This is a genomic window from Paenibacillus sp. FSL R7-0128 (genome assembly GCF_038002245.1).
GTDB lineage: Bacteria > Bacillota > Bacilli > Paenibacillales > Paenibacillaceae > Paenibacillus_AQ > Paenibacillus_AQ silagei.
Genome location: NZ_JBBOCD010000001.1, coordinates 3,170,463 through 3,196,599 on the forward strand (window position 1 = coordinate 3,170,463; position 26,137 = coordinate 3,196,599).

26 protein-coding genes are annotated in these 26,137 nt (G+C 52.7%); 21 read left to right on the top strand and 5 right to left on the bottom strand.

What is annotated here, in order from left to right; translation table 11 throughout:
• Positions 1 to 9: 9 nt before the first annotated feature.
• The gene (gene metG, locus NST26_RS12905; RefSeq protein ID WP_339313906.1) at positions 10 to 1,728 is read right to left on the bottom strand and encodes a methionine--tRNA ligase; all 1,719 of its coding nucleotides are present in this window, start codon (positions 1,726 to 1,728) and stop codon (positions 10 to 12) included.
• 505 nt (positions 1,729 to 2,233) lie between these two features.
• On the opposite strand from metG, the gene NST26_RS12910 reads away from it, so the two are divergent.
• From NST26_RS12910 to NST26_RS12935, 6 genes are all read left to right on the top strand, one after another.
• A complete protein-coding gene (locus tag NST26_RS12910; RefSeq protein WP_340953515.1) occupies positions 2,234 to 3,310 on the top strand; it encodes a site-2 protease family protein in 1,077 nt (358 codons plus the stop codon).
• 70 nt (positions 3,311 to 3,380) lie between these two features.
• A complete protein-coding gene (locus NST26_RS12915) occupies positions 3,381 to 3,596 on the top strand; it encodes a hypothetical protein (protein WP_076074250.1) in 216 nt (71 codons plus the stop codon).
• 123 nt (positions 3,597 to 3,719) lie between these two features.
• Positions 3,720 to 4,163, top strand: a complete 444-nt coding sequence (locus NST26_RS12920) for a GNAT family N-acetyltransferase (protein ID WP_340953513.1) — start codon at positions 3,720 to 3,722, stop codon at positions 4,161 to 4,163.
• A 91-nt stretch (positions 4,164 to 4,254) separates the two neighbouring features.
• Positions 4,255 to 4,491 carry a DUF3892 domain-containing protein gene (locus tag NST26_RS12925; RefSeq protein ID WP_036695032.1) on the top strand — a complete coding sequence of 79 codons (237 nt, stop codon included), beginning with the start codon at positions 4,255 to 4,257 and terminating at the stop codon, positions 4,489 to 4,491.
• Between the two features lie 258 nt (positions 4,492 to 4,749).
• Positions 4,750 to 5,304, top strand: coding sequence for a copper amine oxidase (locus NST26_RS12930; protein ID WP_036729511.1), 555 nt, complete (start codon positions 4,750 to 4,752; stop codon positions 5,302 to 5,304).
• 83 nt (positions 5,305 to 5,387) lie between these two features.
• Positions 5,388 to 5,711 (top strand): DUF1292 domain-containing protein, encoded by a 324-nt coding sequence (locus tag NST26_RS12935; protein WP_036729508.1) that lies wholly within the window; start codon positions 5,388 to 5,390, stop codon positions 5,709 to 5,711.
• A gap of 75 nt (positions 5,712 to 5,786) precedes the next feature.
• Here the strand turns inward: NST26_RS12935 and NST26_RS12940 are convergent, their stop codons facing one another.
• On the bottom strand, positions 5,787 to 7,262 hold the full coding sequence (locus tag NST26_RS12940) for an aminotransferase class I/II-fold pyridoxal phosphate-dependent enzyme (protein WP_036729506.1): 1,476 nt from the start codon (positions 7,260 to 7,262) through the stop codon (positions 5,787 to 5,789).
• A 144-nt stretch (positions 7,263 to 7,406) separates the two neighbouring features.
• Between NST26_RS12940 and NST26_RS12945 the strand changes: the two genes are divergently transcribed.
• The 4 genes from NST26_RS12945 (at position 7,407) to NST26_RS12960 (ending at position 11,996) form a co-directional block, all read left to right on the top strand.
• On the top strand, positions 7,407 to 8,696 hold the full coding sequence (locus NST26_RS12945) for an MFS transporter (RefSeq protein WP_340953511.1): 1,290 nt from the start codon (positions 7,407 to 7,409) through the stop codon (positions 8,694 to 8,696).
• A 328-nt stretch (positions 8,697 to 9,024) separates the two neighbouring features.
• Entirely contained in the window at positions 9,025 to 9,621 is a 597-nt protein-coding gene (locus NST26_RS12950) for a hypothetical protein (RefSeq protein ID WP_209877659.1), read from the top strand.
• Positions 9,622 to 9,885: 264 nt separating this feature from the next.
• Positions 9,886 to 11,298 (top strand): NADP-dependent phosphogluconate dehydrogenase, encoded by a 1,413-nt coding sequence (gene gndA, locus NST26_RS12955; RefSeq protein WP_339255976.1) that lies wholly within the window; start codon positions 9,886 to 9,888, stop codon positions 11,296 to 11,298.
• Between the two features lie 191 nt (positions 11,299 to 11,489).
• Positions 11,490 to 11,996 (top strand): shikimate kinase, encoded by a 507-nt coding sequence (locus tag NST26_RS12960; protein WP_340953510.1) that lies wholly within the window; start codon positions 11,490 to 11,492, stop codon positions 11,994 to 11,996.
• A 37-nt stretch (positions 11,997 to 12,033) separates the two neighbouring features.
• On the opposite strand, the gene NST26_RS12965 is transcribed toward NST26_RS12960, so the two are convergent.
• A complete protein-coding gene (locus tag NST26_RS12965; RefSeq protein ID WP_209877658.1) occupies positions 12,034 to 12,342 on the bottom strand; it encodes a rhodanese-like domain-containing protein in 309 nt (102 codons plus the stop codon).
• 126 nt (positions 12,343 to 12,468) lie between these two features.
• Between NST26_RS12965 and aroA the strand changes: the two genes are divergently transcribed.
• The 8 genes from aroA (at position 12,469) to NST26_RS13005 (ending at position 21,992) form a co-directional block, all read left to right on the top strand.
• The gene (gene aroA, locus NST26_RS12970) at positions 12,469 to 13,761 is read left to right on the top strand and encodes a 3-phosphoshikimate 1-carboxyvinyltransferase (RefSeq protein WP_340953509.1); all 1,293 of its coding nucleotides are present in this window, start codon (positions 12,469 to 12,471) and stop codon (positions 13,759 to 13,761) included.
• Between the two features lie 53 nt (positions 13,762 to 13,814).
• Entirely contained in the window at positions 13,815 to 14,315 is a 501-nt protein-coding gene (locus NST26_RS12975) for a GNAT family N-acetyltransferase (protein WP_340953507.1), read from the top strand.
• Positions 14,316 to 14,476: 161 nt separating this feature from the next.
• Positions 14,477 to 14,911, top strand: coding sequence for a CoA-binding protein (locus NST26_RS12980; protein WP_340953505.1), 435 nt, complete (start codon positions 14,477 to 14,479; stop codon positions 14,909 to 14,911).
• Positions 14,912 to 15,133: 222 nt separating this feature from the next.
• Positions 15,134 to 15,805, top strand: coding sequence for a hypothetical protein (locus tag NST26_RS12985; RefSeq protein WP_209877651.1), 672 nt, complete (start codon positions 15,134 to 15,136; stop codon positions 15,803 to 15,805).
• Positions 15,806 to 16,195: 390 nt separating this feature from the next.
• Positions 16,196 to 18,082 (top strand): glucose PTS transporter subunit IIA, encoded by a 1,887-nt coding sequence (locus NST26_RS12990; RefSeq protein ID WP_036729487.1) that lies wholly within the window; start codon positions 16,196 to 16,198, stop codon positions 18,080 to 18,082.
• Positions 18,079 to 19,845 (top strand): phosphoenolpyruvate--protein phosphotransferase, encoded by a 1,767-nt coding sequence (ptsP, locus tag NST26_RS12995; protein ID WP_340953503.1) that lies wholly within the window; start codon positions 18,079 to 18,081, stop codon positions 19,843 to 19,845. The genes NST26_RS12990 and ptsP overlap by 4 nt, the downstream gene beginning before the upstream one ends.
• 211 nt (positions 19,846 to 20,056) lie before the next feature.
• Entirely contained in the window at positions 20,057 to 20,581 is a 525-nt protein-coding gene (locus NST26_RS13000) for a sigma-70 family RNA polymerase sigma factor (protein WP_340953501.1), read from the top strand.
• 1 nt (position 20,582) lies between these two features.
• A complete protein-coding gene (locus tag NST26_RS13005; protein ID WP_340953500.1) occupies positions 20,583 to 21,992 on the top strand; it encodes a DUF4179 domain-containing protein in 1,410 nt (469 codons plus the stop codon).
• A gap of 93 nt (positions 21,993 to 22,085) precedes the next feature.
• Here the strand turns inward: NST26_RS13005 and NST26_RS13010 are convergent, their stop codons facing one another.
• Positions 22,086 to 22,610 (bottom strand): type 1 glutamine amidotransferase domain-containing protein, encoded by a 525-nt coding sequence (locus tag NST26_RS13010; RefSeq protein ID WP_036729480.1) that lies wholly within the window; start codon positions 22,608 to 22,610, stop codon positions 22,086 to 22,088.
• Between the two features lie 232 nt (positions 22,611 to 22,842).
• Here NST26_RS13010 and NST26_RS13015 point away from each other — a divergent pair, with 232 nt between their 5' ends.
• The 3 genes from NST26_RS13015 (at position 22,843) to NST26_RS13025 (ending at position 25,399) form a co-directional block, all read left to right on the top strand.
• Positions 22,843 to 23,280, top strand: coding sequence for a hypothetical protein (locus tag NST26_RS13015; protein WP_076074887.1), 438 nt, complete (start codon positions 22,843 to 22,845; stop codon positions 23,278 to 23,280).
• A 318-nt stretch (positions 23,281 to 23,598) separates the two neighbouring features.
• Complete coding sequence (ccpA, locus tag NST26_RS13020; protein WP_036695017.1) at positions 23,599 to 24,609, top strand: catabolite control protein A; 1,011 nt, start codon at positions 23,599 to 23,601, stop codon at positions 24,607 to 24,609.
• A 94-nt stretch (positions 24,610 to 24,703) separates the two neighbouring features.
• Complete coding sequence (locus NST26_RS13025) at positions 24,704 to 25,399, top strand: 5'-methylthioadenosine/adenosylhomocysteine nucleosidase (protein ID WP_340979241.1); 696 nt, start codon at positions 24,704 to 24,706, stop codon at positions 25,397 to 25,399.
• 21 nt (positions 25,400 to 25,420) lie between these two features.
• Here the strand turns inward: NST26_RS13025 and NST26_RS13030 are convergent, their stop codons facing one another.
• The gene (locus NST26_RS13030) at positions 25,421 to 26,053 is read right to left on the bottom strand and encodes a GNAT family N-acetyltransferase (RefSeq protein ID WP_209877641.1); all 633 of its coding nucleotides are present in this window, start codon (positions 26,051 to 26,053) and stop codon (positions 25,421 to 25,423) included.
• Positions 26,054 to 26,137 lie beyond the last annotated feature (84 nt).

Consider the following 26,137-nt stretch of genomic DNA (forward strand, 5'->3'; position numbering starts at 1 on the left):
TCATCAATATTAAGACCCCGGAGCGTCCTTGCCTTCGCCGCTTGCTTTCGTGAGCGGTATGAGAGGCAGGACGCTTTTGTCTTTCATCCGCTCTATTTCCTCCTCTATGCGCTCTACATCTATCCGCTCGAACAGCAGCTCAAGCTCCAATATAGGCTGCTCTGCCAGGACGGATACCGGGTGCCATACGGGCTGTTCTATGGACAGGAAGCCTCTAATCTTCTCGCAGGAGAAGGGGAGGAACGGGTTCAGCAGGTTAGACAGATTGGCAATAATCTGAACACAGGTGTACAGCGTGTTAGCCCCGGCTGCAGGATCATGCTTGATCTGGAGCCACGGCTGCTGCTGATCGAAATACTTATTGGCCTGGCGGATATGCGAGAAGATGAATTCCAGGGCCTCCTTGAAGTGTCCGGCTTGGGTCAGCCTTCCTGCCTCCTTATACAGCTGGTCCAGACTGCTAACCCATGCTTTATCCAAGACTCCATCTGGAACTCTGCCGTTCCAGAACTTATTCACGAATACGAGGCTGCGGTTGACGAAATTGCCGAATGCGCCCAGCAGCTCGCTGTTATGGCTGTAGATGAACTCTCTCCAGGAGAAGTCGGCATCCCGCTTCTCGGGACCGTTCGCAGTCAGGAAATAACGGACCGAGTCCGGGTCATACCGGCTGAGAATATCCGGCACCCAGACCGCCCAGTTGCGGCTGGTGGAGAATTTCTGCCCTTCCAGGGTCAGATATTCAGAAGAGAAGATCCGGTCCGGCAGATGTAGTTCCTCAGCTCCAAGCAGGATAGCAGGCCAGATCAGGCTGTGAAAAGGAATATTGTCCTTCCCGTGCACATAGTAAGCGGTTATAGGCGGCTGCCCATCGTTATCTTGTGCGGACGCTACAGACCAGAAATCCTCCCAGCGGCCCCCCGTCTCGGCGGCCCATTGCTTGCTGGCCGACAGATAACCGCTGACCGCTTCGATCCAGACATAGATTTTTTTGTCTGCGAAGCCTGGGGTGGGGACATCCACGCCCCAGTCCAGATCGCGTGTTGCTGCGCGGTCCTGCAGGCCTTCCTGCAGATATCTGCGGGTTAGACGGACGGCATTGTCTCTCCAGCCCTGCGCGGAATCAGTATATTCTGTGAGTGCTTGCTGGAAGCTGGACAGCGACAGATAGTAATGCTGAGTAGAGCGCAGCACAGGCGTAGAGCCGCAGAGGGCGCATGTGCGCTCCAGCAGATCCACCGGATCGAGAATCGTTGAACAGTAATCGCATTGGTCTCCCCGGGCCTGCTGTCCGCATACCGGGCAGAGGCCATGAACATAACGGTCCGGCAAGAAGCGCTGGTCCTGCTCACAATAACACTGGAGACTCGATTTCTGGTACAGATACCCGTGATCCAGCAGCTTAAGGAACAGCTCCTGCACCGTATTGTGGTGATGTGCCTGATCGGTCCGGGTATACAAGTCATAAGTGAAGCCCATGGCGCGGAAGCAAGCGGCGAACTCCTCATGATACCGGCTGGCGAATTCACCCGGGGCTACACCCTCCTGCGCCGCCTGTACAGCAACGGGGGTACCGTGACAATCACTGCCGGATACATAGAGCACAGCATCACCTTTAGCACGGTGGTAGCGGGCCAGAATATCTCCCGGAAGAATGCTGGCGAGTCTGCCCAGATGCAGGGAGCCGTTGGCATAAGGCCAAGCCCCTCCAATAAAAATGTTAGTCATATTTCTCTCCTCCTCAAATGATGTGAACGCAAAAAAGGCACTCATCCCCTAAAGGGACGAGAGCCTGTGCTCACGTGTTACCACCCAAATTCATCAATGCCTCGCAGCATCCACCTCTTCAGGTACGTCCGCAGATTAAAGCGGGTATACCCTAGCATGGTAACGGATGCGGGTTCCGGCGCAGCCTACGTCCCGGCGATGCGGGCTTCGATGCGCAGCTCTGAGACCATATTCCCGAGGGTTTTCTTTGCTCCTTTTCAGCATCCGGAGCTCTCTGTGGAAGAATTGCCAGGGTACTCTTTCTCTTCGCAGCTATTGTGGTTATCCTAATTACTGGATATCATATACGCAGGCCGGGAGATTTGTCAACACCGTAAGTCTATTTGCAATCCACTGCACTCCTGTGCGACAGTAGAGAGTAAGGGCTAACGGGAAGGAAGCAGAGGAGTGCCTGATCCTGGCCTGGAATTGAAGCGACACAGTGATCAAAAGGAGATTGAGACTATTGCAGGAAAACAAACAGGAGAAAAAAAGCTCGGGGGCATGGGGGTGGCTGGGCAGTGGGGCGGTACTGCTGCTGCTCAAGGGAAAAGCCATTATCTCTCTGCTTAAGCTGGGGAAAATCGCAGGTCCGCTGATCTCCATGATGGTATCGATCTGGGCTTATGCACTGATTTCACCATGGCAATTTGCTGTGGGCTTCGTTGCATTATTATTCGTTCATGAGATCGGCCATGTTATCGCGGCTAAGCGGATCGGGCTGCCGGTAAGCGCACCGCTGTTTATTCCTTTTATGGGCGCACTGATTACGATGAAGAAGCAGCCGCTGGATGCCAGAGAGGAAGCCTATGTCGCTTTTGGCGGCCCTATACTGGGGAGCATTGGCGCGCTGATCGTGTTCGGAGCAGCTTATTATTATCATAGCCCTTTGTTATATTCACTGGCCTACATCGGCTTCTTCCTGAATCTGATTAACCTGCTGCCGATCCATCCGCTGGACGGGGGCAGAATTGCCACGGCGGTTACACGCTGGTTATGGCTGGTCGGGCTTATTGGAGGATTAGCTGTAATTATCTATCTGAAATCTATCTTATTTGGCGTAATCTGGGTAATGTTCGCTTATGATATGTATAAGAAGTACATCAGCCGGCGGACGAAGAATCAGATGCATACTGTGCTCAAAAGCTTCCTGATCCCCATCGGGGATCTGCAGGAGCAAGGATATCTGATCCCCGGCCCCGAGCATAAGCGGGAGCTGCCGTTCACCACCTACAGTGATTTGAACCGCCAGCAGTTTGTCGGCGTACGCTGGGATAACCTGGATTACTATGGAACGACGACCATGCCGGTGCAGTCGCTGATCGGAAAAGTCAAAGTCGTGCAGCTAGATCAGCTGTATGTGGATGCCAGCCTGCAGATGAAGATGACCTGTGAGATCAGCTTCACGGTATATGACAATGATAAGTACTATGATGTGCCGGCTGCTTCCCGCTGGAGATATGGGGCCGCGTATTTTGTCCTTGCCGGAGTTCTTGGGGGGATGATGTATCTTGTCCATGTAGTTGGCAATGTAAATCTGTAAATCTTCGTTTATGAACCTCCCGATTCGTCAAAGCTGTAAAGAGCCGAGAAGGATGAGGAGGTTAACAACAATGCGGTTGGCAAGAGTATGTCTCTTATGGATTGGAGCATGTCTCCTTCTGGGAATCGCCGGATGTACGGCAGGTAAGCAGGTTCCTGAATATACGGATGTTCACAGGATGACCGGACTGGACGGGAGTCTGAATTCACGGGATAGCCTGACCTCGCCGGTTCTGCGGGATGTGTATGACCGCTCGATTCCCGAGGAGGTCTATGAGACTCCGTAAACAAGGTGGTCGGAGGTTCCCTGTCCAAGGGCCTTGCCCTGAAGCTCTCAGGCTCTATACAGGATATTAATAATTCTGTATAATGCTCCATATTGATTGGAGCTATAGAGAGGAGCCAGGGAGATGGCAGTGGAAATCGTACATGTTACTACAGAGGAGCAGCTTCAAATGGCGCTGGAGATCCGCAAGAAGGTGTTTGTGGAAGAACAGAAGGTGCCGGTAGAAGAGGAGATCGATGAATATGATGCCATCAGTGAGCATGTGCATCATTTCCTGCTCATGGAGGGCGGGCAGCCGGCTGCAACCGGCCGGCTGATCTATTATAAAGCGGACACTGCCAAGATGCAGCGGATAGCCGTTCGGGAAGCCTTCCGCGCTAAGGGATGCGGACGTATCCTGCTGCTGGCTATGGAAGAACGGGCACGTGAGCTGGGTCTGCAGGCTTCCATTCTGGATGCCCAGTGTCATGCAGAACCATTTTACAGCAAGCTCGGCTATGAAGTAATCTCCAAGGAGCCCTTCTATGATGCCGGTATTCTACATGTAAGAATGAGTAAAGCCCTGTAATCTGCCGGATACATACTCTTTCGCTGCTATGGACAAGCTAGAATCGGGCCAGGGGAGCTGGCTAATTCTAGTGCGAAGGAGACGATCCTAAGTGATGAATCAAGAACGGGAACGCTTTATTGCCGCCAAACGTAACGGTGACGGGGACCTGACCGGGTTCCAGACCTCCTCCGGACGCGTGCTGGATTATCAGCAGGCACTTCAGGAGGTTCAGTCCGGCAGCATCGCAGGGGTCAATGTATTTAAGGGCAAAGACGGCGAAATGTATATCCGCGGCGATGCAGATGGAGATCCTACGAACAATCTGGATCAGCTTCCGCAATTTTAGCCGGGCATAGATAACAGGGGGAACGGCCGGACAGGCGTCTTACAGGCGCTGAAGTCCGGCCGTTTCTATGTGCTAAGGGGGACTCAAGCTTCTCTGAAAATACTTCGTTTAAGGTCTGCTGTACATGCCGAAACCGGTTGCTGAAGGGCTTGGTTTTCTTTTCTTCTGCAAAAAGAAATAAATCCCTGAATTCTGCGCAACTTGTCGAAGGCTGAGCAGTATACATTAACAGCATGAATTATTTGGAGGGGCTTTACAATGAGATGGAGAAAAATTGCTCTGTGCACGGTTGTGTTTTTCATGATGGGAAGCTCCTATTTGTTCGCGGACGCTGTGAACCAGAAGATCAAAGTATGGAGCAATGGAAAGGAAATAGCCGATGGCGGCTATTTGATTGACGGCAAGACCTATATTCCCGCCAGGGAGGCCGGGGGTATCGTCAGCTGGGACGGCTCGGGCAGAGTGACGATCCTCAAGCCGAATGTTCATATCGTACTCTTCAAAGGCGACACGGTATTCGGCAATGTTAACACAGGCAAGCTGAAGATGAAGATTCTAACGCAGGTGGACAGCCTCAAGGACAGCATCGCTGCCGTGAAGGTGGCAATCACTGATCCTGCCGGGAATGTGAAGGATATTCTCGAGGATGCCGTCGGCTCCAAGAATGAGGATTTCTGGTTCTCCACACCGGAATTCACCTACGATTTCAAGGAACCGGGCAAATATAGCGTAGGCTTCTTCATGAAGGCGTCGAAGAACGGAGATTACATTCTTGTGTCCGAGAAGGTAGTTACGGCTTCATCCAAGAATTAAGTCTCTCCTGCAAATTGACCTGTCCTTATCTTACGTGTTACGATACCAAATGTAGGATAATTCAATTAAAGTGAGGTATTACAATGAGCGATCACAAACATGAGCATGGCCATGAACATGGTGAAGCATGCGGTTGCGGACATGATCACGACCATGAGCACGAGGAGTTTGTGCTGACCTTGACGAACGAGCAGGGCGAAGATGTAGAAATGGTACTGGTAGAAACGTTCGACGTAGGCGAGAAGTTGTACGCCCTGCTGCTTGAGCGCGAGAATCCGGAAGCAGACGGAATCATCCTTCGTATGGAAGAAGAAGACGAGGAAATGGTTCTGTACAACATTGAAGATGAAACTGAATGGAAAGCTGTTGAAGAAGCTTATAACGAGCTGCTTGCCCAGCAAGAATAGATTTCAGGCATTCATGCAAAACCCCGATACTATACGTATCGGGGTTTTGCATGTCGCACTGCTATAGGACAAGCCTTAGGAGATCGGCTCAGCTTCGACAATTACTTTTATATTGGTAATGCTGCGGTCTTCGGGTCCTTTGACGGGCAATCCGATTTCTACATGGTCAATGATATAGTCGATATTATCCTGGGTAATAACTTCTCCAGGGAGAAGAATAGGAATTCCCGGCGGATAGACGTAGATGAATTCTGCAATGATGTAGCCGGCAGACTCCCGGAAGGGAATCAGCTGCGTATCCGCATAGAAGGCATCTCTCGGGATTAGGGCCAGCTGCGGAATATTCGGCACCTGTACCTTAAGCTCATAGATCTCACCCTTGCTGTAATGGATCGCTGAGAGCACCTGCAGCGCCGCAAGCAGCTTATCTACAGATTCCTTAGTATCTCCAGGGGTAATCAGGCAAAGAATATTATACATGTCGCTGAGTTCAACTTCGATGTTGTACTTCTGCCGGAGCCAGTTCTCGGTCTCGTAACCGGTAATACCCAGATGCCTTACATGAATGTTCAGCTTCGTCGGATCATGATTGAAGGTGGCTTCTGTTCCGAGAATTTCTTTGCCGAAGCTGTACAGCCCCTCGATCTCGTTGATCGAATTGCGGGCATAATTGGACAAGGCGATGGTTCTCGCCGCCATCTCATGGCCGTTCAGGGCAAGGTTGCGTCTGGAGGTATCCAGAGAGGCAAGCAGAATATATGAGGTTGAAGTGGTGGTCAGCATGCTGAGAATGGTCTGTACCCGCTGTGGGTTGACAAGACCCGTCTTGGCATTGAGGTTCAGTACCGAGCTCTGCGTCATGGAGCCGCCCAGCTTATGCACACTGGTTGCTGCCATATCTGCACCGGCCTGCATGGCCGATACCGGTAAGTCCTCATGAAAATGAATCAGTACTCCATGTGCCTCGTCCACAAGTACGGGAACCCCGTAACTGTGGGCCAGGTCGACAATCGAACGGAGGTCGGCGCATACGCCGAAATACGTCGGATTGATAACGAGGACACCCTTGGCATCCGGATGGCGCCTTAAAGCCCGTTCCAGCGAGCTGGTGGTTATGCCGTGGTCTATCCCAAGATTCTCATCCTGTACAGGAGAGACGAAAATAGGCTTGGCTCCGGAGAAAATAATGGCCGACATTACCGATTTGTGAATATTGCGCGGCACAATAATTTTGTCTCCTTCTGAGCAGACAGAGAGGATCATAGTCATGATGGCATTGCTCGTGCCTTGTACACTGAAATACGTGTAATCGGCGCCGAAAGCCTCTGCAGCCAGCTTCTGAGCTTCAAGAATAACCCCGGTGGGCTGATGAAGATCATCAAGCGGTGCAATATTGATCAAATCTATGGATAGAGCGTTATCGCCGATAAACTCACGGAATTCGGCATCGGTCCCTAGCCCCTTCTTATGTCCCGGAATATGGAATTGAACTGGATTTCCGGCGGCATGCTTTTTGAGAGCAGTGAAGAGGGGAGTAGCTTGTTGATTCATTTAATGCTGTCACAACCTTTCGCGAAGAGTGGTTTTTTGATTTCGCTGAAGCAAAAGGCGTCCCCGGAGGGACAGAATACCTATTTCTACTTGAGCAAGCATCAGTATAACAAATCAATCAACATAATACTAGGATGTGATGAAATGTCTGGCAAAGCAGCGGAACGTATGCATATCAGTTTAGCCTCACCGTTCATATTAAAAATGTGGATCATTATTTTCCTGGTCGAATTCGTCAAAGGATCGCTGCTGGTAGCTCTGCTGCCGGTCTATATGGAGAATATTCTGGGCCTCTCCGTAACGGTGGTCGGGTTCGCCTTCGCGCTGCAGTATCTCGGGGATAACCTGTTCCGCAGTCCGTTCGGCTGGGTCATGGAGCGGATCGGCTACCGCTGGACGATGACAGGAGCTCTGCTGCTGCTGCTGGTGGCAGTCGGGCTGATTATCTATGCCAAAGATTCCGTAAGCTTGTCCCTCGCCTGTCTGATTCTGGGGATCGGCACCTCGCCGCTGTGGCCTTGTACGATGACAGGCATCACCGAGCTGGCAGGCTCTACCCGGAGCGGCAGCAGCGGCGCAGCCATGGGGGCGGTGGAGATGGCCTCACTGGCCGGAACCGGCGTCGGTCCGATTATCGTCAACTTCATGATGGATCATGGCGGACAGGGCTACCGGACGGTCTTCCTGGTGCTGATGGGCTTCGCTGCTGCTGTTGTAGCCGTGGCGCTGTTCCTGCCCTCGAAGATCGGCGGTCATGCGCCGCGCGTTGTCCGAGAGATATCGGCGGAGGGGCCACCGGTGCCGCGTAAGCCGGTAAGGCCCCTGGAGAGTCTGAAGCGGACCTGGCAGCAGGTCACCTCCTCCCTGAAGGTAAGCCGCCTGCTGTTCCCGGCATTGTTCCTGCAGGCTTTTGCGATCGGGCTTATGACCCCGGTGGTCACCTTGTTCGCACGTTCGGAGCTGCATGTCACCCCCAACCAGTTCAGCCTGCTGCTGATTGCCGGAGGAGGGATTACCGTGCTAACCCTTATACCCGCCGGGAAGCTGGTCGATAAGGTCGGCACCTCCATCTTCCTTAATATCGGCTTCCTGCTGGCAGCCTGCTCCATGGCTTTCTTCTCACAGGTCCGCTGGCTGCCGCTGGCCTTCGTGGCGGTGGCGCTGGTCGGGATCAGCTATGCGCTGATTCTCCCGGCGTGGAACGCCTTCCTGGCCAAGCAGGTGCCGGAGGGCGAGCGCGGGACCGTCTGGGGGCTCTTCCTGACGCTGCAGGGCTCAGGGATGGTTGCCGGTCCGGTGGTGTCAGGCAAGCTGTGGGATACGGTCAGCCACGGTGCCCCTTTTCTGGCCAGCGCGGGAGTAATGGTTGTGTTATTCGGCCTGCATCTGCTGATCGTCCACCGGACGAAGCTGAAGCACACCAGGGCGCACTGAGTAGAGCGGACACAGGGGGGGGAAGCCAGTGTGGAAATGCAATAAGCCGCAGACTGCCTGAAAAGGAGGCGCAATGCGGCTTTATTGCTGTTTTTGCATATAAAAGGGCTGGACCAACTCACCTAAAACGGGTTCCAGCGTTTGGAAAAGGCTAAAAACGGGTAAAAATAGTCAATAAACCAAGTTACCGCTACATATTATGAAGTATAAAATAAGTGTAAGCCACACAAAGAATCAAGGTGCAAGCGGAGGTCCGGCAGTCTGTTCTACTCTTAGGTTAGGCCGTGAAGCTGACTATGCTTAAATCAAGCAGTTAGGGGGGAGTGCCGTGAACAAAAACGATGAAGTGGAGTACTGCAATCTGGAGCTGCGGTTCGACAGACAGCATATCCAGGATCTAATCAAGGACCTGATCAAGGAAGGTTATTCCCTGTACTGGAGTGAGAACGAGACTGTTTTTCTTATTTCGGTGCGCACCGGCCGCAAGCTTGTGAAGCTGCGCTTCCAGCGGATTAAGGACGGCTTCAAGCTGGTGGGAGACTACATGATCCGTGATGCGCGCCTGTCAGAATGGATGGAGAAGCTGATTGGGGATATGAGAGGTCATGCCGTTGTCAAGCGCTTCCGCGACCGTCAGATCATTATAGAGAATATTTTATTCGGTGAAGTCATCCGCCTGGTGGAGATTTCCGGTTATCAGCAGCGTGTGCTGTACCAGAAGGGGCCGCTGCTGTCGGATCAGGAGCTGACGAAGCTGTTCTACTCCATAGAGGGCGAAGAGCGGATCCGTGACCGCAGGCTTGCCGTGGATGAACAGCTCGACTTGCTGAATGAAGCTATGCGTGAGCGCGATACGGAAGCGGTGGCGGCCAGCACAGCGAGGCTTGAGCAATTGACCAGGGAGCTGGCAGCGCTGGAGTGGTAGTGCACTGAGTGAACTTAGGCGATTAAGGGCATCCCATAATGGGGTGTCCTTTTATTGTGCCTTTCTGGTGGAGGGGGTTCACTTCTGCGGACAAAACCGTTAAAATAGTCATTGTGAGCAATTTCCCTGATGGATCGAAGTTTGTCAATGAAATTGATCTCTCTTTCGCAGGCAGAACTTTGCTGTCTCTGACAAAGGGTGGTATTCTTATACTGCGAGAAATGGATTTCACAAAAATACAGGGTGCAAAGGGTGGAGAACCAGATGTCAAAACAACAAATCGGCGTTATTGGCTTGGCGGTAATGGGCAAAAATTTGGCTCTTAACATCGAGAGCAAAGGCTTCAGCGTATCCGTGTTTAACCGTTCCCCGGAGAAGACACATGATCTGGTTGCAGAAGCAGCAGGCAAGAACCTGGTGGGCACGTTCTCCGTTGAAGAGTTCGTAGGGTCACTGGAAGTACCGCGCAAGATTCTGATCATGGTTCAGGCAGGCCAGGCTACGGATGCCACCATTGAGCAGCTTCTGCCGTACTTGGATCAAGGCGATATCATCATCGATGGCGGTAACGCTTATTTCCCTGACACCGTACGCCGCAGCAAATATCTTGAAGACAAAGGCTTCCGCTTCGTCGGCACCGGCGTATCCGGCGGTGAAGAAGGCGCACTCAAGGGCCCTTCGATTATGCCAGGCGGTCAAGAAAGTGCGTATAAGCTGGTTGAACCTATCCTTACGGCGATTTCAGCCCACGTGGGCGGAGAGCCTTGCTGTACATATATCGGGCCGGACGGTGCAGGACACTATGTCAAAATGGTGCATAACGGCATCGAGTACGGTGACATGCAGCTGATCGGCGAAGCCTACCACCTGCTCAAGGACGTCCTGGGTCTGGATGCCAAGGAGCTGCACAGCACCTTCGCAGAATGGAATAACGGCGAGCTGGACAGCTATCTGATCGAGATTACGAAGGATATCTTCGCCCAGTATGACGAAGAGACCGGCAAGCCGATGGTGGACGTCATCCTTGATGCTGCCGGACAAAAGGGTACCGGCAAGTGGACAAGCCAAAGCTCGCTGGATCTCGGCGTTCCGCTGTCCATGATTACCGAATCCGTCTTCTCCCGCTTCCTGTCTGCCATGAAGGAAGAACGTGTTGAAGCCAGCAAGGTGCTGAGCGGCCCTGCTGCCGCTCCATTCGATGGTGACAAGGCTGAATTCATCGAGAACGTGCGTAAAGCGTTGTTCGCCAGCAAGATCGTATCGTATGCCCAGGGCTTCGCCCAGCTGCGTGTGGCTTCTGACGAATACGGCTGGAATCTGAAGTACGGCGAGCTGGCCAAGATCTGGCGCGGAGGCTGCATCATCCGTTCCCGGTTCCTGCAGAACATCACGGATGCCTATGCCAATAATGCAGAGCTGAAGAACCTTCTGCTTGATCCGTTCTTCAAGGATGTTATGGACAACTACCAGTCGGCATGGCGCAAGGTTATCGCTTCGGCTGTAACTCTGGGTATTCCGGTTCCGGGATTCTCCAGCGCCCTTGCATACTACGACAGCTACCGTACAGAACGTCTTCCGGCGAACCTGCTGCAAGCACAGCGCGATTACTTCGGCGCTCACACCTTCAAGCGTGTGGACAAAGAAGGCGTGTTCCACCACAACTGGCTGGCAGAGTAACAGGCAGCGTTCAGCTTATTGCTTAGGAACCCGAGATGCTTTCCGCTTCATGCGGAGGGCTTTCGGGTTTTTTGCATCCATGAGGCATAGCCATGGCAGGCACAGCCCGCCTGAAAATGAAGGCTGCCGGCATTGTGCAAACTTTTCACCCTGTGTTATGATATGACAAATGTCGCGGCTTGGAGGTTGTTATGGACGATCGAAATATCATTCTCGTCGGGATGATGGCTACGGGGAAATCCACAGTAGGCGCCATTCTGGCCGAGGAGCTTGACTATGAACTGGTTGATCTGGATGCAGTGATTACCGGAAGAGAGGGCCGTGGTATTGCGGATATCTTCGCGGAAGGCGGAGAGCAGGCATTCCGGAGTATTGAATCAGCGGTACTTCAGGAAATGCTGCAGGGAGAGCGCAAAGTGATCTCTACAGGCGGAGGGGCGGTGCTTGCGCCGGGGAATGCCGAAGTCATGCTGGAGCATGGATTCGTAGTGGCCCTTACAGCTTCGGAGGATACCATTATTGAACGGGTCAGCGGGGATGAGAACCGGCCGCTGCTCGCCGGCAATGCGGCAAACCGGGTCCGTTCCATTATGGAACAGCGCAGGGAAGCTTACCGTTTCGCGCATTGCACGGTCGATACAACGGAGTTGAATGTGGCTGAGGTCTCGCAATACATTTTACTGCGTTACCGCGCTTGAGCTTTTATGTGTGTTGGCGCTATGCATCAGGATGAAGTTATTCCGCGCTGGTATCATCCCACTCGATCATGCCACCGCTCAGGTTAGAGCCTTGAATGCCGAATTGCTGCAGATATTCACAGACCCGCTGGCTGCGGTTGCCGGAACGGCAAATGAAGATGATCTCAGTGTCTGACGGAAGCTTGTCCGTCTGCTGCGGGATCTGGCCCATCGGGATATGCTGAGCACCGGGAATCATGCCGAAAGCAACCTCATCCTCTTCACGGACGTCGATCAGTACAAGCTCTTCGCCGGCAGCGAGCCGCTTACGCAGCTCCTGCGGTGTAATTTGCGGAATTTCATTCATGGTAGTACCCTCTTTTCTGCCCGAATGGGAATGGATTCTCTTCACGCAATAATAACACAACTGCGGATTACCCTGTCAAACAGGCCCGTACATACAGACTATATATTATGAAGGAGCGCTTATACTATGGACGTTATTGTTAGGCCTACGCCGACGCTGCAAGGAGAATTCGGAGCCCTGTCCTCCAAAAACTACACCACGCGCTACCTGCTGGTAACCGCTCTCTCTGAAGGAGTCAGCACGATCTACCATCCTGCCCACAGCGAGGACAGCGACGCGATCCGCAGATGTATCGCCGATCTCGGCGCAGTCCTGACCGAAGATGATGAGAAAATCGTAGTACAGGGGTTCGGCCGCCATCCCCGTGACGTCAAGGAGCTGAATGTAGGGAATGCCGGCGCAGTCCTCCGGTTCCTGATGGCGGTAGCTGCGCTTAGCCCGGAGGTTACTTTCGTGAATACGTATCCCGATTCTCTGGGCAAGCGGCCGCATGACGACCTGATTCTGGCACTTGGCCAGCTCGGAGTGGAAGTAGAGCATAATAACGGAAGACTGCCGATTACGATCCGCGGCGGCAAGCCGCAGGGCGGACGGATTACCGTCTCCGGTGCCGTCAGCTCGCAGTATCTCAGCGCACTTTTATTCCTGACCCCGCTGCTTGAAGAAGACAGTGAGATCATCGTGCTGGATGATCTGAAATCCAAGGTGGTCATCGGGCAGACGCTGGAGGTGCTGGAGCAGGCAGGGATTATCGTACATGCGGCGGACGATTATATGTCCTTTAAGGTGCCGGGCCGGCAGGTTTATGCTGCCAAGACCTATACGGTGCAAGGCGATTATCCGGGATCAGCCGCAGTGCTTGCGGCCGCAGCGGTGACCAAGTCGGATGTGACCATTCACCGGCTGGCTGAGAGAAGCAAGCAGGGGGAGCGGGCCATTGTCGATGTGCTGCGGATGATGGAGGTGCCGCTCACCCATGAGAACGGAACAGTGCATGTGCAGGGGAACGGGGTCCTGAAGGCGGTGGAATTCGACGGCGATGCGGCAACTGATGCGGTCCTGGCTATGGTGGCCGCGGCGGTTTTTGCCGAAGGGACCTCACGCTTCTACAATGTGGAGAATCTGCGCTACAAGGAATGCGACCGCATCACGGATTATCTGGCAGAGCTGACCCGGGCCGGTGCGAAGGTTGAGGAACGCCGGGACGAGATCATTGTGCATGGTACACCGGAAGGCGTGGAAGGCGGCGTAACGATTAATGCCCACTATGACCACCGTGTGATTATGGCCCTTACTGTAGTAGGGCTGCGGGCACGCCAGCCATTGCTCATCAAGGATGCCCATCATGTGGCGAAGTCCTATCCGCAGTACTTCGATCATCTGCGCTTGCTGGGTGCGGATGTGGAATGGGTGAAGTGAGCATTTTAGGTTCTTTATGCATTACACCTCTTGCCCCGGAAGATATTCCTTCTGTGTCGAATCTATTCAAGGTAACGATCGCCGATGCCTTCGAACGGGAAGGATTGGGTCACCTGCAGGCCGATATCCGGCAGGAGATCACAGCCAAGATACGAAAGGCTAACGACTCGTTGAATCCGCTGGAGACGGATGTGTATTTCTGGGTTGCCAGAGCCGATGGAATAATCATCGGCACCGTTTCCTACGCGCCTTGCGGAGAGGACATACGGAACTGCACTGATAACCGGCTGTCCGCTGTGGGTGAGCTGGGAAGTCTGTATGTGCTGCCTGGGAATCAAGGCAAGGGTGTGGGCTCGGCGTTAATTGATGAGGTCATGGGATTTTTTAGAAAGCGGGGAATTTCCGAATTCTGCCTGGACAGCGGATATAAGAGGGCCCAGGACAGATGGCTGCGGAAATTCGGAACGCCCTATGCAGCAGTGCAGGATTACTGGGGACCGGGTTCCGTTCATATGGTATGGCTATGCAGCGTGGGGGACCCGGAGGATTCGTAGGCACAGAGATGAATTGACAGGTTACACAAGCTGATGAGAATTTGGAACTTCTAGTGCAGCACTGTATGATGTAGTTGTTGCTGAAAATGATAAAACTGTGACTCAAGCGGCAGTAATGCTGCGGAGGGCATGGAAGAAATCAGACGGAAGGGGAATAAGACATGAGCTTTGAGAACCCAAGCAGGGAAGAAATCGGCGAGATTCTGGCTGCGGCAGGCAATATCGCTGTTGTTGGCCTATCCGACAAAACAGACCGTACCTCATATATGGTTGCAGGCGCTATGCAGAGCCGGGGCTACCGGATCATTCCGGTCAATCCGTTAGTAGACGGGGAGATCCTGGGCGAGAAATGCTACCATACGCTGGCGGATATTCCGGAGCCGGTGGATATTGTGAATGTGTTCCGCCGCAGCGAATACTGCGCAGCTGTAGCTCAGGAGGCTGCTGATATCGGCGCGCGTGTTCTCTGGCTGCAGCAGGGGATCATCAGCCAGGAGGCGGCGGAGATTGCCGCTGCAAATCATATGATCGCAATCATGGACTGCTGCATCAAGGTGGAGGAAGCGATCACCATGAAGGGCCGGAGCCGGGGGTAAGACGAATCGTATGCATGATCAGGTACACAGATCCGGATATACTTGTAGTTCAGAGCTATCCAGATTAAATTTTGCCAAACGTACCTCAGACCTGGTTGCTGCATTCTCGATTAGTTTTCACTAATAAGTATTGCTATACTTGACACAGACGAAGAACGTCCTTTACTCCATTTTAAATGGGGAAAGGGCGTTTTTTGTATTTTCAGGGAGGGGGAAGTAGATATGGAATTTGAGCAGGCACACAGCAGCTTTATGGAGGCACATACGATTGTAAGAACGGGTGAACGGCGGGGGAGGCTGCTGCGCGGACATAACTATGCGGAGAAGCTATTTCTGCAGAATGTATGGTGGCCGCTATTCGAGTCACTGGAGCAGCTGCACCCGGAATATGAGGTGTATGACTGGAACCGGAAATCGCAGTTTCTGGATTTTGCCTTTCTGCCGCAGAACGGGACCCGCTTCGGGATTGAGTGTGACGGCTATCAGAGCCATATCAAGGATATGGACCGGGAGAAGTTCAACTATGCGCTTAACCGGGACACCTTCCTGACAGGCATGGGCTGGAAAATGCTCCACTTCTCGTTCGACGACATCCAGCAGCGTCCCGAAGTGTGCCGGATGCTGCTGCAGCTGGCGCTGGCGCCTTATTTGGCGCGGAGTTCGTCCAGCAGGGAGCAACTATTGTCAAAAGAAATGGATGTGCTAAGGCTGGCATGGCGGATTTCTAGACCGCTTCGGCCTAAAGACTTAATTGAATCTTTACACATTAATTACCGGACAGCACACAAGCTGCTGGTGGCGTTGAGTGATAAGGGTTTCATCAAACCAGTCTCTTCAAAAGAACGGATACGGTATTACGAGGTGAATTCCATGCGGCTAGATCAAATATGGTGAGGGAGGAGCTCAAGATGTAACATGTAATCTATGCGATAATCGGCTTAAGTGTAGTTCGTACAACTAAAATGCGCTGGATAAGGTGTTTTTTGGGTTTAATCGCACTTCGTACAACTAAAAATACGCATTATTGCGATTAGAGTTAAATTGTCCAAAAATAGTTGTACAGAGTGCAGTTAAAGTAAAATAGAAGGTCGTATTGCCAAATATAGTTGTACAAACTACACTTATCCAGTCACAGGAGTCACAGGAGTCACAGGAGTCACAGGAGTCACAGGAGTCACAGGAGTCACAGGAGTCACAGGAGTCGTCCTTTTCACGCCCAGATTCTTTTGACAAAAACTGCTGTAACGCTTACCATTCAATATAGAAAGAAAGGAGAGGGTCGCCTTGAATTGGCTCGGATCTTTGCAGCAGTTGGGCAGAGCCATTATGCTTCCTACCATGGTGCTTCCGGCGGCAGCGATTCTGCTGAGTCTGGGCAGCTTACCGTGGTCTGCATGGGGACTTTCTTCGGTATCCGAAGTGACGACGTACGCGGGGCAAGGAATATTCTATTTCATGCCTTATTTGTTTGCTGTCGGTGTGGCGTGGGGGTTGTCCAATCAGGCCGGACCGGCCGGACTGGCCGCACTCGCAGGGATGTTCACTTATGACCGGATTGTGTCCAACATGGGAGACGGGGCTGTACAGCCTGCAACATTAATTGGGATTATCCTGGGGATTGTAGCCGGTGTAGCGCATAACCGGTTTAAGAATATCAAGCTGCCGGAGGCGATCCAGTTTTTTGGCGGGTCGCGTTTTGTTTTGCTGTTCATGGGCTTATTCTCGGCGCTGTTCGCCTGGGTCATGCTCGGAGTGTCTCCGCTACTACAGGAACTGCTTAATGAGCTGTTCAGGGTAGTGCAGGTGACCGGCGGCTATGGAGTGTTCGTCTACGGTGTGCTGTACAGGGTGCTGACGGCCTTTGGCCTGCACCATATTCTGAATAATGTGTTCTGGTTCCAATTGGGCTCCTTTACGACGCCTGACGGCAGTGCAGTCGTACAGGGGGATTTGCCGCGCTTTTTTGCCGGTGATCCTACAGCGGGTGTGTTCATGGCCGGACTGTTCCCGATTATGATGTTCGCTCTGCCCGCAATTGCCTTTGCAATCATTCAGGAAGCGCGCGAGGACCTCAAGCCCAAGATCAAGAAGACTTTTTTGCGTGCAGCTTTAGTGTGCTTTTTGACCGGTGTGTCGGAGCAGATTGAATTTGCCTTCCTGTTCGCGTCGCCGTATTTGTTTGCGCTGCATGTGGTTATGTCCGGGCTTGCGATGGTGCTGACCTACTCGCTCGGGATTCATCACGGCTTCTCCTATTCGGCGGGGACCATCGATTTCTTCCTCAACATGCATCTGTCCCAGCGGGCCTGGCTGCTGATTCCAATCGGGATCGGCTATGGCATTGTGTATTACAACGTGTTCCGCTGGGCGATCCGCCGGTTTCAAATTCCTACCCCTGGCCGTGAGGAAGGCTCTGAGCTGGGCGACTGGGCGGGCAATATCCCGTATCAGGCTCCGCTGATTCTGGAGGCGCTGGGCGGCAAGGAGAATATTGTGCAGGTTCAGGCCTGCATCACCAGGCTGAGATTAACGGTGCATAATGACCGCTTCATAGATACAGGGGCGCTTAAGGGGCTGGGCTCCGCAGGCATTATCAAGCTGGGCGGCGGCAATGTGCAGGTCGTCTTCGGGACGTATTCGGAGCTGATTCGCGAAGAGATCGACAAGCTGATGCTGCGCGATCTGCCGCAGGTGCTGTTCAGTGCGCCGATCCAGGGGCGGATGATGCCGATTGAAGAGGTGCCGGATCATATTTTTGCCGCGAAGCTGGTGGGGGATGGAGTGGCCTTTGTCCCGGAAAAAGGAGAGCTGGTCTCGCCTGTATTCGGCAAGGTGATGCACGTATACCCTACGATGCACGCAGTGGGCATTGCTACGCCCGAAGGGCTGGAGGTGCTCATGCATATCGGGATCGACACTTCGCAGCTTAAAGGGCCGTTTGAGGCGCTTGTACAGGAAGGGGACAGCGTGGAGCCGGGGCAGCTGCTGGTCAAGTTTGACCTGGCCTTCTTGAAGGAGCATGCCGCTTCGCTGGCGACACCGATGGTGATTACCAACCCGGACCGGGTCAAATCCTGGAGCTACGCGCCATTCAAAAACGTGAAAAAGGGGCAGTCTTCCGTCATGTCCGTGGTACTACATGAAAGCAATGTTGGAGGGATCGAAGCATGATACAAGGCGTAGGCGCCGCAGCAGGTGTTGCCATTGGGAAGGCCTTTGTCTTGCCGAACTGGGAATGGAGTCTGCCGGACACTCAGGTGAATCCGGTGGATCTGGCTAAGGAGTTCGAACGGTTGTACGAAGGCATTCGGACCTCCAAGGACGAGATCGAGTTTATCAAAAAAGAATTCCGCGAGGTCGTCGGACCGGAGGAATCGAGCATTTTCGATGCCCATCTGGCGATCCTGGATGATCCGGTGTTCATGAGCGAAATCCGCGGCATTATCGAACGCCAATACAAGGCAGCCGAGGTGGCGGTCAAGGAAGCGATCGACCACTTCGTGGCGATGTTCGATTTGCTCGACGATGAATATATGAAAGAACGTGCAGTGGATATCAAGGATGTCGGCAACCGCCTGCTGAAGCATCTCCTGGGTGCGCCGGAGGTCACTCTGCCGTCGGATACCCAGCCTTACATTCTGGTAGCGAAGGAGCTGTCCCCCTCACAGCTGGCGCATTTGAATCCGGCGTATGTGCTGGGTATCGTGACGATGATGGGCGGCAAAACCTCGCATTCCTCCATCATGGCCCGTGCGCTCGGCATTCCGCTGGTGGCAGGCCTGGAGAACAAGATCCTGACTCCTATCCAGACAGGGGACATGCTGGTGCTCGATGGGGAGACCGGGGCGGTTATGATTCATCCAGATGAATCCACACTGCTGGACTTCAACACCAGACGTGCGAAGCAGCAGCGGAAGCGGGAGCAATTGGAGCTGCTTGCAACCGTCGAAGCGGTGACGAAGGACGGTGTGTCTCTGCGGCTGGCCGGCAATATCAGTTCCGTGAAGGAGCTGAACATGGCACTGAAATACGGGGCCGAGGGAGTGGGACTGTTCCGTACAGAGTTTCTGTACATGGACCGTAGTACTTTTCCGACAGAGGATGAACAGTTCGAAGTCTATAAGCTGGTTGCGGAAAAAGTCGGCAAGGAGACCGTAGTCATCCGTACACTTGATATCGGGGGAGACAAGCATCTGGATTACTTCCAGCTGCCGGAGGAGCAGAACCCGTTCCTCGGCTACCGGGCCATCCGGATCAGCCTGGACCGCAAGGACATGTTCAAAACCCAGATTACAGCCATTCTGCGGGCCAGTCATTACGGCAATGTCCGGATGATGTTCCCGATGATCTCTTCTGTCGAAGAGGTGCAGGCGGCCAAAGCAGTGTTGAACGAGGTAAAGAGCGAGCTCGACAGCCGGGGTGTACCGTATAACCGTGACATGAAGGTAGGTATAATGATCGAGGTTCCGGCCGCAGTGATGATTGCCGACCTGCTGGCGGAGGAAGTGGACTTCTTCAGTATCGGCACGAATGATCTGGTGCAGTATGTACTGGCTGTGGACCGGATGAATGAGCAGATTGCCCATATGTATCATCCGTACCATCCGGGAGTGCTGCGTATGATCCGCATGACGGTGGATGCGGCACGCAGCGTAGGCATCGATGTCAGTGTATGCGGTGAGATGGCCGCAGATGAGCGCTCACTGCCGCTCTGGCTGGAACTGGGGATCAATGTGCTGAGCATGTCACCGCAAGCCTTGCTGAAGGTGAAGCACCGCACACTGAACACACTGGCTTCTGAAGCCAGGGAGATTGCGAAGGTCTGCTTCCGCAACCGCACCAGCTCTGAGACAGAGGAGCAGCTTACTGCTTTTGTCTCACGGAGCGGATTCCCGCTGGGCGCCGGCGGTGATTCCAAAGAGAAGACATCATAGCCGGGTAACAACTGAACGTTATCGGGTTTTCAAGGACAAGCAGCAAGAATATCTAAATAAAGTCCGGGTGAGGGTCAAGGGGGCCACACACCGGACTTTTTGTTTTGAGATCTGAGGGAACAGGCCTGCCATGCAAAAAAGTAAAACCGTTTGGGCTGCGGGACAGTCAGTATATACAGAAGTCAAAAAAGAAAGGGGAGACTAAGCCTGGATGGAGCATACGTGGGAAGGCGAGCAGGTGCGCCACTTGAATGAACAGGAGCAGCTGTTTATCAACCGGGTACTGGAGCAGAAGAAAATACTCTACAGTATTGCGTACAGCTACTTGCGCAGCGAGGCGGAGGCACTCGAGATGGTTCAGGAAACTACATACCGGGCCTGGGTGAAGCGCGGGAGCCTGAAGGATGAGGACCGGTTCGCACCCTGGCTGACCCGGATTCTGATCAACTGCTGCAAGGACGAACTGAAACGGAGGAAGCGGCTGGCTGCTCCTGTGCCTGAACAGGCAAGAGCTGGACTGCAGGAGATGACCAGTGACCGTAAGCTGGATATGGAGCAGGCTCTGGAAGCGGTAAAGCCCAAATACCGTCAGGTGCTTGTACTGAAGTACTACCGGGATATGACGCTGACAGAAATTGCCGAGGTGCTGGGCAAGCCGGAAGGAACGGTCAAGACCTGGCTGAACAAGGGACTTAAGCAGTTACGTGACAAAATGAAAATCAAAGGGGGACTATAGCATGGTCAAGACAGAAGAAGAGCTGCTGAAGGAGTATTACCACAGTCTGTCGGCAGAAGCGGAGGAGGTCCCGGAAATGCGGCTGAACACGGCAATCCGCAGAGGCATAACACGTTCCCGGAGAAGCTCTATGTCATTAAGGAAGCGTTATGCTCTGGCTACAGCGGCGGCAGTACTTGGACTTGTGCTGTTATTCTCCTTTCCCCGGGCGAGTGAGGTGTTGAAGTCACAGGGGGCAGCTCCGGATCAGGCAGCAATATTTCAGAGCTACGGACCCTTTGAAAAGTATATTCCAGCTGTGATGACCACAAACGCTGTATCTTCGGCAATCGAGGATGGCCTTGTACAGCGCGTCACGGGTGTTACTGCGGAGCAGAACGGATTTGTTCTGACTGTAGATGGAATTGCTGCGGATCAGAAGGGGATTATCGTCTTGTATTCATTACAGAATAAGACTGATGAGAATGCCCGAGTAGCACATATTCAGTTAACATCAGCTGTTTCAAATCCTTTGCATACATCCCTGGGGCCTGATAATTCAATTTCCCCAAAACGTATAACCTACGGTTATGAGGTAAGGCAGTGGGAGAGTGATGATGCAGGCGCTCTTCCCGATCAAATTAAGTTTGAGCTTGAGCTTGGTAAGTACAAGCAGTTCACGCCAGCTTCAGCAGATAGCCCTCTCGCTAAATTTTCTGTAGCTCTTCCGCTGGACCGGGAGCAGATCGCCAAGGCAGGAGAAACCATACATGTAGACAAAACACTGGAAATAGACGGTCAGAAAATTGAAATTAATGAGGTCTATCTGGCCGCCTCCGGCATTTATCTGGACTATACCTGCGACCCGCTGAACTCCAAACAGATCTTCTCTATGTACAAACCGGGGTTCTTAGCAGGCGGCAGCGGTGATTATTCGTATCTGGCTTTACGCGCCGCCAGCTTTACGGACAGTGGAGGCAGACTGATATTTGCCAACGACAGGAGCTCGACACAATCGCTCCAGCTGCAAATCAATGGAATTCTGGCGCTGGATAAGCAGGCAACCCAATTAATTATTGATACGGATAAGCAACAAATTATTAAGGCTCCAGATCAGAATTTGCAAATGTCCATTCACAACACGGAGAAGGGCTCCACGATGGTGCTGGAATATGATTCTCAAGCACAGAGTAACAGCATCTACAATGACCTTATGCTGGGACAAACATTTACCGATGGAGCAGGTACAGTTCATTCAGCAGATAAATTTGATATCGATATTCCGCAGCGCACTGAGCCGGTGAAAGCGAAGTCCATCCCTCACATGTACTACCGGGGTCTGGGCAGCAATAAATACCCGCAGCCGCTGACGTTCACCATTGAGGCGTATCCTGCCCTGATCAAAGAGAAGCTGTCTGTCCCTATCCGCTAATCCCCCATATAGAAGCAAAAGCGGCAACAAGCCCTGAACCCTGTCAGACGACAGGGCAGGGCTTGTTGTTTATAGCAGATCTCATGTTGCCTGCTACTCACCGGCCAGCGCATCGCAGAACGCTTTGCCGTAAGGCGGCAGATCCGGCGGGCGGCGGGCGGAGATGATGTGTCCGTCCTGGACGAGCGGCTCGTCCTTCCAGATGGCTCCGGCGTTCTCCATATCGTCACGGATGCCCGGCGTGGAGGTGACCGTTACGCCTTCGAGAATTTTGGCGGAGATTAAGACCCAGCCGGCATGGCAGATCTGGCCAATCGGCTTCTTCGCAGTATTGAAATCCTGCACCAGCTTCAGCACTGCGCTGTACCGGCGGATTTTGTCGGGTGCCCAGCCTCCGGGAACGAGGATGCCGTCATAATCGGCAGCCTTCAGCTCGTCCCAGCTGTATTCAGCCGTGGCGGGTACACCATATTTGCCTACATACGTCTTGCCCTTCTCAAGGCCTGCCAGATGTACCTCAGCCCCTTCCTCACGCACGCGGTATACGGGATACCACAGCTCAAGGTCTTCAAATTCATCGTCCACCAGTGCAATGACTTTTTTACCAGACAGTCTCATTCTGTACAGCTCCCTTCGGCTTAACTTCCTGATATCTATGTCATTCTATCAAAAGAGACAGTTGAAGTCACTTTTCGATATGGAAATTCCTACTACTATCGCCAATTAAAACATGATATGCAAACTAGCAGGGATTCAGGGGGATGAGGTCGAATACTAGAGAGGGAAAAGGCAAAGCTATGCGTTTTTAAAAGATCATTCTGAGGTGTGGGAGATGTATAAGGAACAATTAATGAAGAAGTCTTGTGGCTGCGGCGGGATCATGACCATACATATGCACACACTGATTTATAGTGCGAAGATCAAAATTACTAATGTCCCTGTATATACCTGCGGGCAATGCGCCCGTTATGAGCCCTTGCCGGTTATTAAGCGTGACCTGGGCCTGCTGATCCGGGAGCTTGGAGAGCGCCCTGCGGGCAAGCTGCATCTGTCCTTTGCGGACCGTAATGAGTGGGCCAGTGTGCTGAAGGATACCTTTGCTGCGGGCTTGTTTGCCGGCGGCTTGCCGGAATTGGAGGAGGCTATCCGCAAGGCTATGCAGAGCCGGATTGATCTGCTGCTGGATGTATACCGCACGGCGGCGGATCTGTCTGACAAGAAGTGGATGGAAGAGATCGGCCTGCGGCTCTCCCAGTTGACGGCTCATTCGGCAGAAAGTGCCAAATAAAGAGCATTTTTTGACATTTTGAAAAAAAGTCTGCAAAAACAATGAAAAACTTTCAACGAATGTTGGATTTTTCACGCGCTTTTTGATACGATAGAGAAAGCATACAGAATTCTTGAAATTTTAAGGGCTTCCCACTGGAAGCTATTGGAGGATCAGGAATTGGCGGAAGGCGTCAAAGCCGCGCCAGGACTGGCGTTTCAACCTTTGAAAGAAATTTTGAAAGGAAAATGAAGCGTTATCATTGCACAATTGTACAAAGTGTCGTATCATAATTTTAATTAGTCGAACGATAAAATTTATCGCAATGGAGAGAGTAATTTGACGGTAACCATTTACGATGTAGCTCGAGAAGCAGGCGTATCTATGGCTACGGTATCACGGGTTGTGAATAATAACCCCAACGTGAAACCGCAGACCCGGAAGAAGGTTTTTGAAGCGATTGAGCGTTTGGGCTATCGTCCGAATGCGGTGGCGAGAGGTCTCGCCAGCAAGAAAACGACAACCGTAGGGGTTGTTATCCCTGATATCTCAAACTCGATTTTTGCGGAAATTGCACGCGGGATTGAAGATATTGCCAATATGTATCACTACAACATTATTCTCTGTAACGCTGACAAGCGTAAAGAGAAGGAGATTCGTGTCATTAACACACTGCTCGAGAAGCAGGTGGACGGGCTGCTGTTCATGGGCGGAACCGTTACGGAAGAGCATATTCAGGCGTTCCAGACCTCTGCTGTGCCTATCGTGCTCTGTGCGACCCGCGATGAGAAGGGAACTTATCCTTCCGTGGATATCGACCATGAGACGGCTGCATTTGATGCGGTGAATACGCTGATCCGCCACGGACACCGCGAGATCGCAATGATCAGCGGTACGCTGCAGGACCCTGCGAACGGCTATGCCCGGTTCCACGGCTACAAGAAGGCGCTGGAGGCGGCAGGTATCGAGTATCAGGAGGATCTGGTACGCATCGGTAACTATCGTTACGAATCCGGTGTCGAAGCCATGAAGTACTTCCTGGGTCTGAAGAAGAAGCCGACGGCTATCTTTGCTGCTACCGATGAGATGGCGATTGGCGCCATTCACAGTATTCAGGATGAAGGTCTTAAGGTGCCGGATGACTTCTCGATTATCAGTGTAGACAACATCCGGATGGCTTCAATGGTTCGTCCGCTCCTCACTACTGTAGCACAGCCGATGTATGATCTCGGTGCTGTAGCGATGAGACTGCTGACGAAGCTGATGAAGAAGGAGACGGTTGAGAATCCGCGGGTTATTTTGCCGCATGAGACCATTCTTCGTCTGTCTGTCAACCATGTCAATAAATAAGTTCAGTACGTTTAGCTCGTGAACATAGGTTACTTAAGAAGCTCCTTCGGGAGCTTTTTATGTTTGCGGACACAAAGTTCGGGGGGGATATAAAATGAGCGGAGTATTGGGTCTGATTGGCGCAATGGATGAAGAAATCAAGCTGCTGCTGGAAGAGATGGAGAATCGGCAGACCGCGGTGAAGGCCGGAATTACCTTTTATGCAGGGACAGTGTTCGGGAAGGCAGCTGTAGTCTGCAAATCTGGGGTAGGCAAGGTGAACGCCGCCGTAACCACACAGATTCTGCTGGACAGCTTCGGCGTGGAGCAGGTGCTGTTCAGTGGTGTGGCCGGGGCGCTGCATCCTGAGCTGGACATCGGAGATATTGTGATTTCGTCCTCCTGCATTCAGCATGATATGGATGCTACAGCGCTCGGCTATGCCAGAGGGGTGATTCCGTATCAGGAGATCTCCGTCTTCCAGGCAGATCCGCTGCTGGTGAAGTTAGCAGAAGAGGCCTGTCTAGAGCTGGAGCAGAAGTCTGTAACAGGCATTGTGCTGTCCGGGGATCAATTCATTGCCAGCAGGGCGTCCGTAGCTATGCTGCGTGAGCAGATGGACGGGGCCTGTGCAGAGATGGAGGGTGCGGCGGTCGCCCAAGTCTGCCATATGAACGGGATCCCTTTTGTAATCGTACGTTCAATGTCGGACAAAGCCGACGGCTCAGCCCATGTGAATTACAGTGAGTTCACCGTAACGGCCTCGCAGCATTCCCATGCCATTCTGGAGCATATGCTTAAGGCTATGTAACCTGCAGGCAGGCCGCCTGAATTAATACATAAACCGCTGTCTGAAGCGCACCCGGTCGAAGGTCTCGCGGGAGGACAGCGGCACATCCTGGCCCATGCGGACCATGAGGCAATTCGCCGGATGCGAGCAGATCTCCGGGTCATCGGTGGCATACCACACCATATCTACCGTCTTCATCAGCTTCTCCATCATCTGGCGGTACTCCCATACATTAAGACCGCTCCCCTTGAGGTCCCAGTGCCAATAATATTCGGTTGTGAATACGATGCAGTTCTCCAGTTGTCCCTTTTCAAAAGCGCTTGAAACCAGCAGCTTCGCAAGCCCGCTTCCGCGATACTCGTCAGCCACTTCGATGGCTCCCAGCTCAATCAGATCCTCCATCCCGCCCTGAGACCATAACTCCAGTTCATCCGGATAATGAAAAGTAACATAGCCTACGATAACGTCTGAGACCACTGCTGCTACGATGCGCCCTTCGGGCAAGCCAGATATTTCGATCAAGGCTTCAAGCTGCTCCTGCGGCTTACGGAAGGCGTCCAGATCGCGGTGCATGCTTAAGGTCTGGAGCGTTTCGGGAGATAAGGGTCCACGGACAGAAATCAGCCGGCCTTGATGCTCTATGGTATGGGATACAGGGATTTTATGGTGCTCCATGCTTGGGCTCCCTTCCGGTTCACTATAATATGGAATGTAACCGCTTCCTGTGATATACTGATTCCGACACGGAATATTCACATT

Bases quoted from the DNA above. Each gene is read 5' to 3' on its own strand.
- metG (WP_339313906.1), bottom strand. From the start codon at position 1,728: ATGACTAACATTTTTATTGGAGGGGCTTGGCCTTATGCCAACGGCTCC.
- NST26_RS12915 (WP_076074250.1), top strand. From the start codon at position 3,381: ATGCGGTTGGCAAGAGTATGTCTCTTATGGATTGGAGCATGTCTCCTT.
- NST26_RS12920 (WP_340953513.1), top strand. From the start codon at position 3,720: ATGGCAGTGGAAATCGTACATGTTACTACAGAGGAGCAGCTTCAAATG.
- NST26_RS12930 (WP_036729511.1), top strand. From the start codon at position 4,750: ATGAGATGGAGAAAAATTGCTCTGTGCACGGTTGTGTTTTTCATGATG.
- NST26_RS12935 (WP_036729508.1), top strand. From the start codon at position 5,388: ATGAGCGATCACAAACATGAGCATGGCCATGAACATGGTGAAGCATGC.
- NST26_RS12940 (WP_036729506.1), bottom strand. From the start codon at position 7,262: ATGAATCAACAAGCTACTCCCCTCTTCACTGCTCTCAAAAAGCATGCC.
- NST26_RS12945 (WP_340953511.1), top strand. From the start codon at position 7,407: ATGTCTGGCAAAGCAGCGGAACGTATGCATATCAGTTTAGCCTCACCG.
- gndA (WP_339255976.1), top strand. From the start codon at position 9,886: ATGTCAAAACAACAAATCGGCGTTATTGGCTTGGCGGTAATGGGCAAA.
- NST26_RS12960 (WP_340953510.1), top strand. From the start codon at position 11,490: ATGGACGATCGAAATATCATTCTCGTCGGGATGATGGCTACGGGGAAA.
- NST26_RS12965 (WP_209877658.1), bottom strand. From the start codon at position 12,342: ATGAATGAAATTCCGCAAATTACACCGCAGGAGCTGCGTAAGCGGCTC.
- aroA (WP_340953509.1), top strand. From the start codon at position 12,469: ATGGACGTTATTGTTAGGCCTACGCCGACGCTGCAAGGAGAATTCGGA.
- NST26_RS12980 (WP_340953505.1), top strand. From the start codon at position 14,477: ATGAGCTTTGAGAACCCAAGCAGGGAAGAAATCGGCGAGATTCTGGCT.
- NST26_RS12985 (WP_209877651.1), top strand. From the start codon at position 15,134: ATGGAATTTGAGCAGGCACACAGCAGCTTTATGGAGGCACATACGATT.
- ptsP (WP_340953503.1), top strand. From the start codon at position 18,079: ATGATACAAGGCGTAGGCGCCGCAGCAGGTGTTGCCATTGGGAAGGCC.
- NST26_RS13000 (WP_340953501.1), top strand. From the start codon at position 20,057: ATGGAGCATACGTGGGAAGGCGAGCAGGTGCGCCACTTGAATGAACAG.
- NST26_RS13005 (WP_340953500.1), top strand. From the start codon at position 20,583: ATGGTCAAGACAGAAGAAGAGCTGCTGAAGGAGTATTACCACAGTCTG.
- NST26_RS13010 (WP_036729480.1), bottom strand. From the start codon at position 22,610: ATGAGACTGTCTGGTAAAAAAGTCATTGCACTGGTGGACGATGAATTT.
- NST26_RS13015 (WP_076074887.1), top strand. From the start codon at position 22,843: ATGAAGAAGTCTTGTGGCTGCGGCGGGATCATGACCATACATATGCAC.
- NST26_RS13025 (WP_340979241.1), top strand. From the start codon at position 24,704: ATGAGCGGAGTATTGGGTCTGATTGGCGCAATGGATGAAGAAATCAAG.
- NST26_RS13030 (WP_209877641.1), bottom strand. From the start codon at position 26,053: ATGGAGCACCATAAAATCCCTGTATCCCATACCATAGAGCATCAAGGC.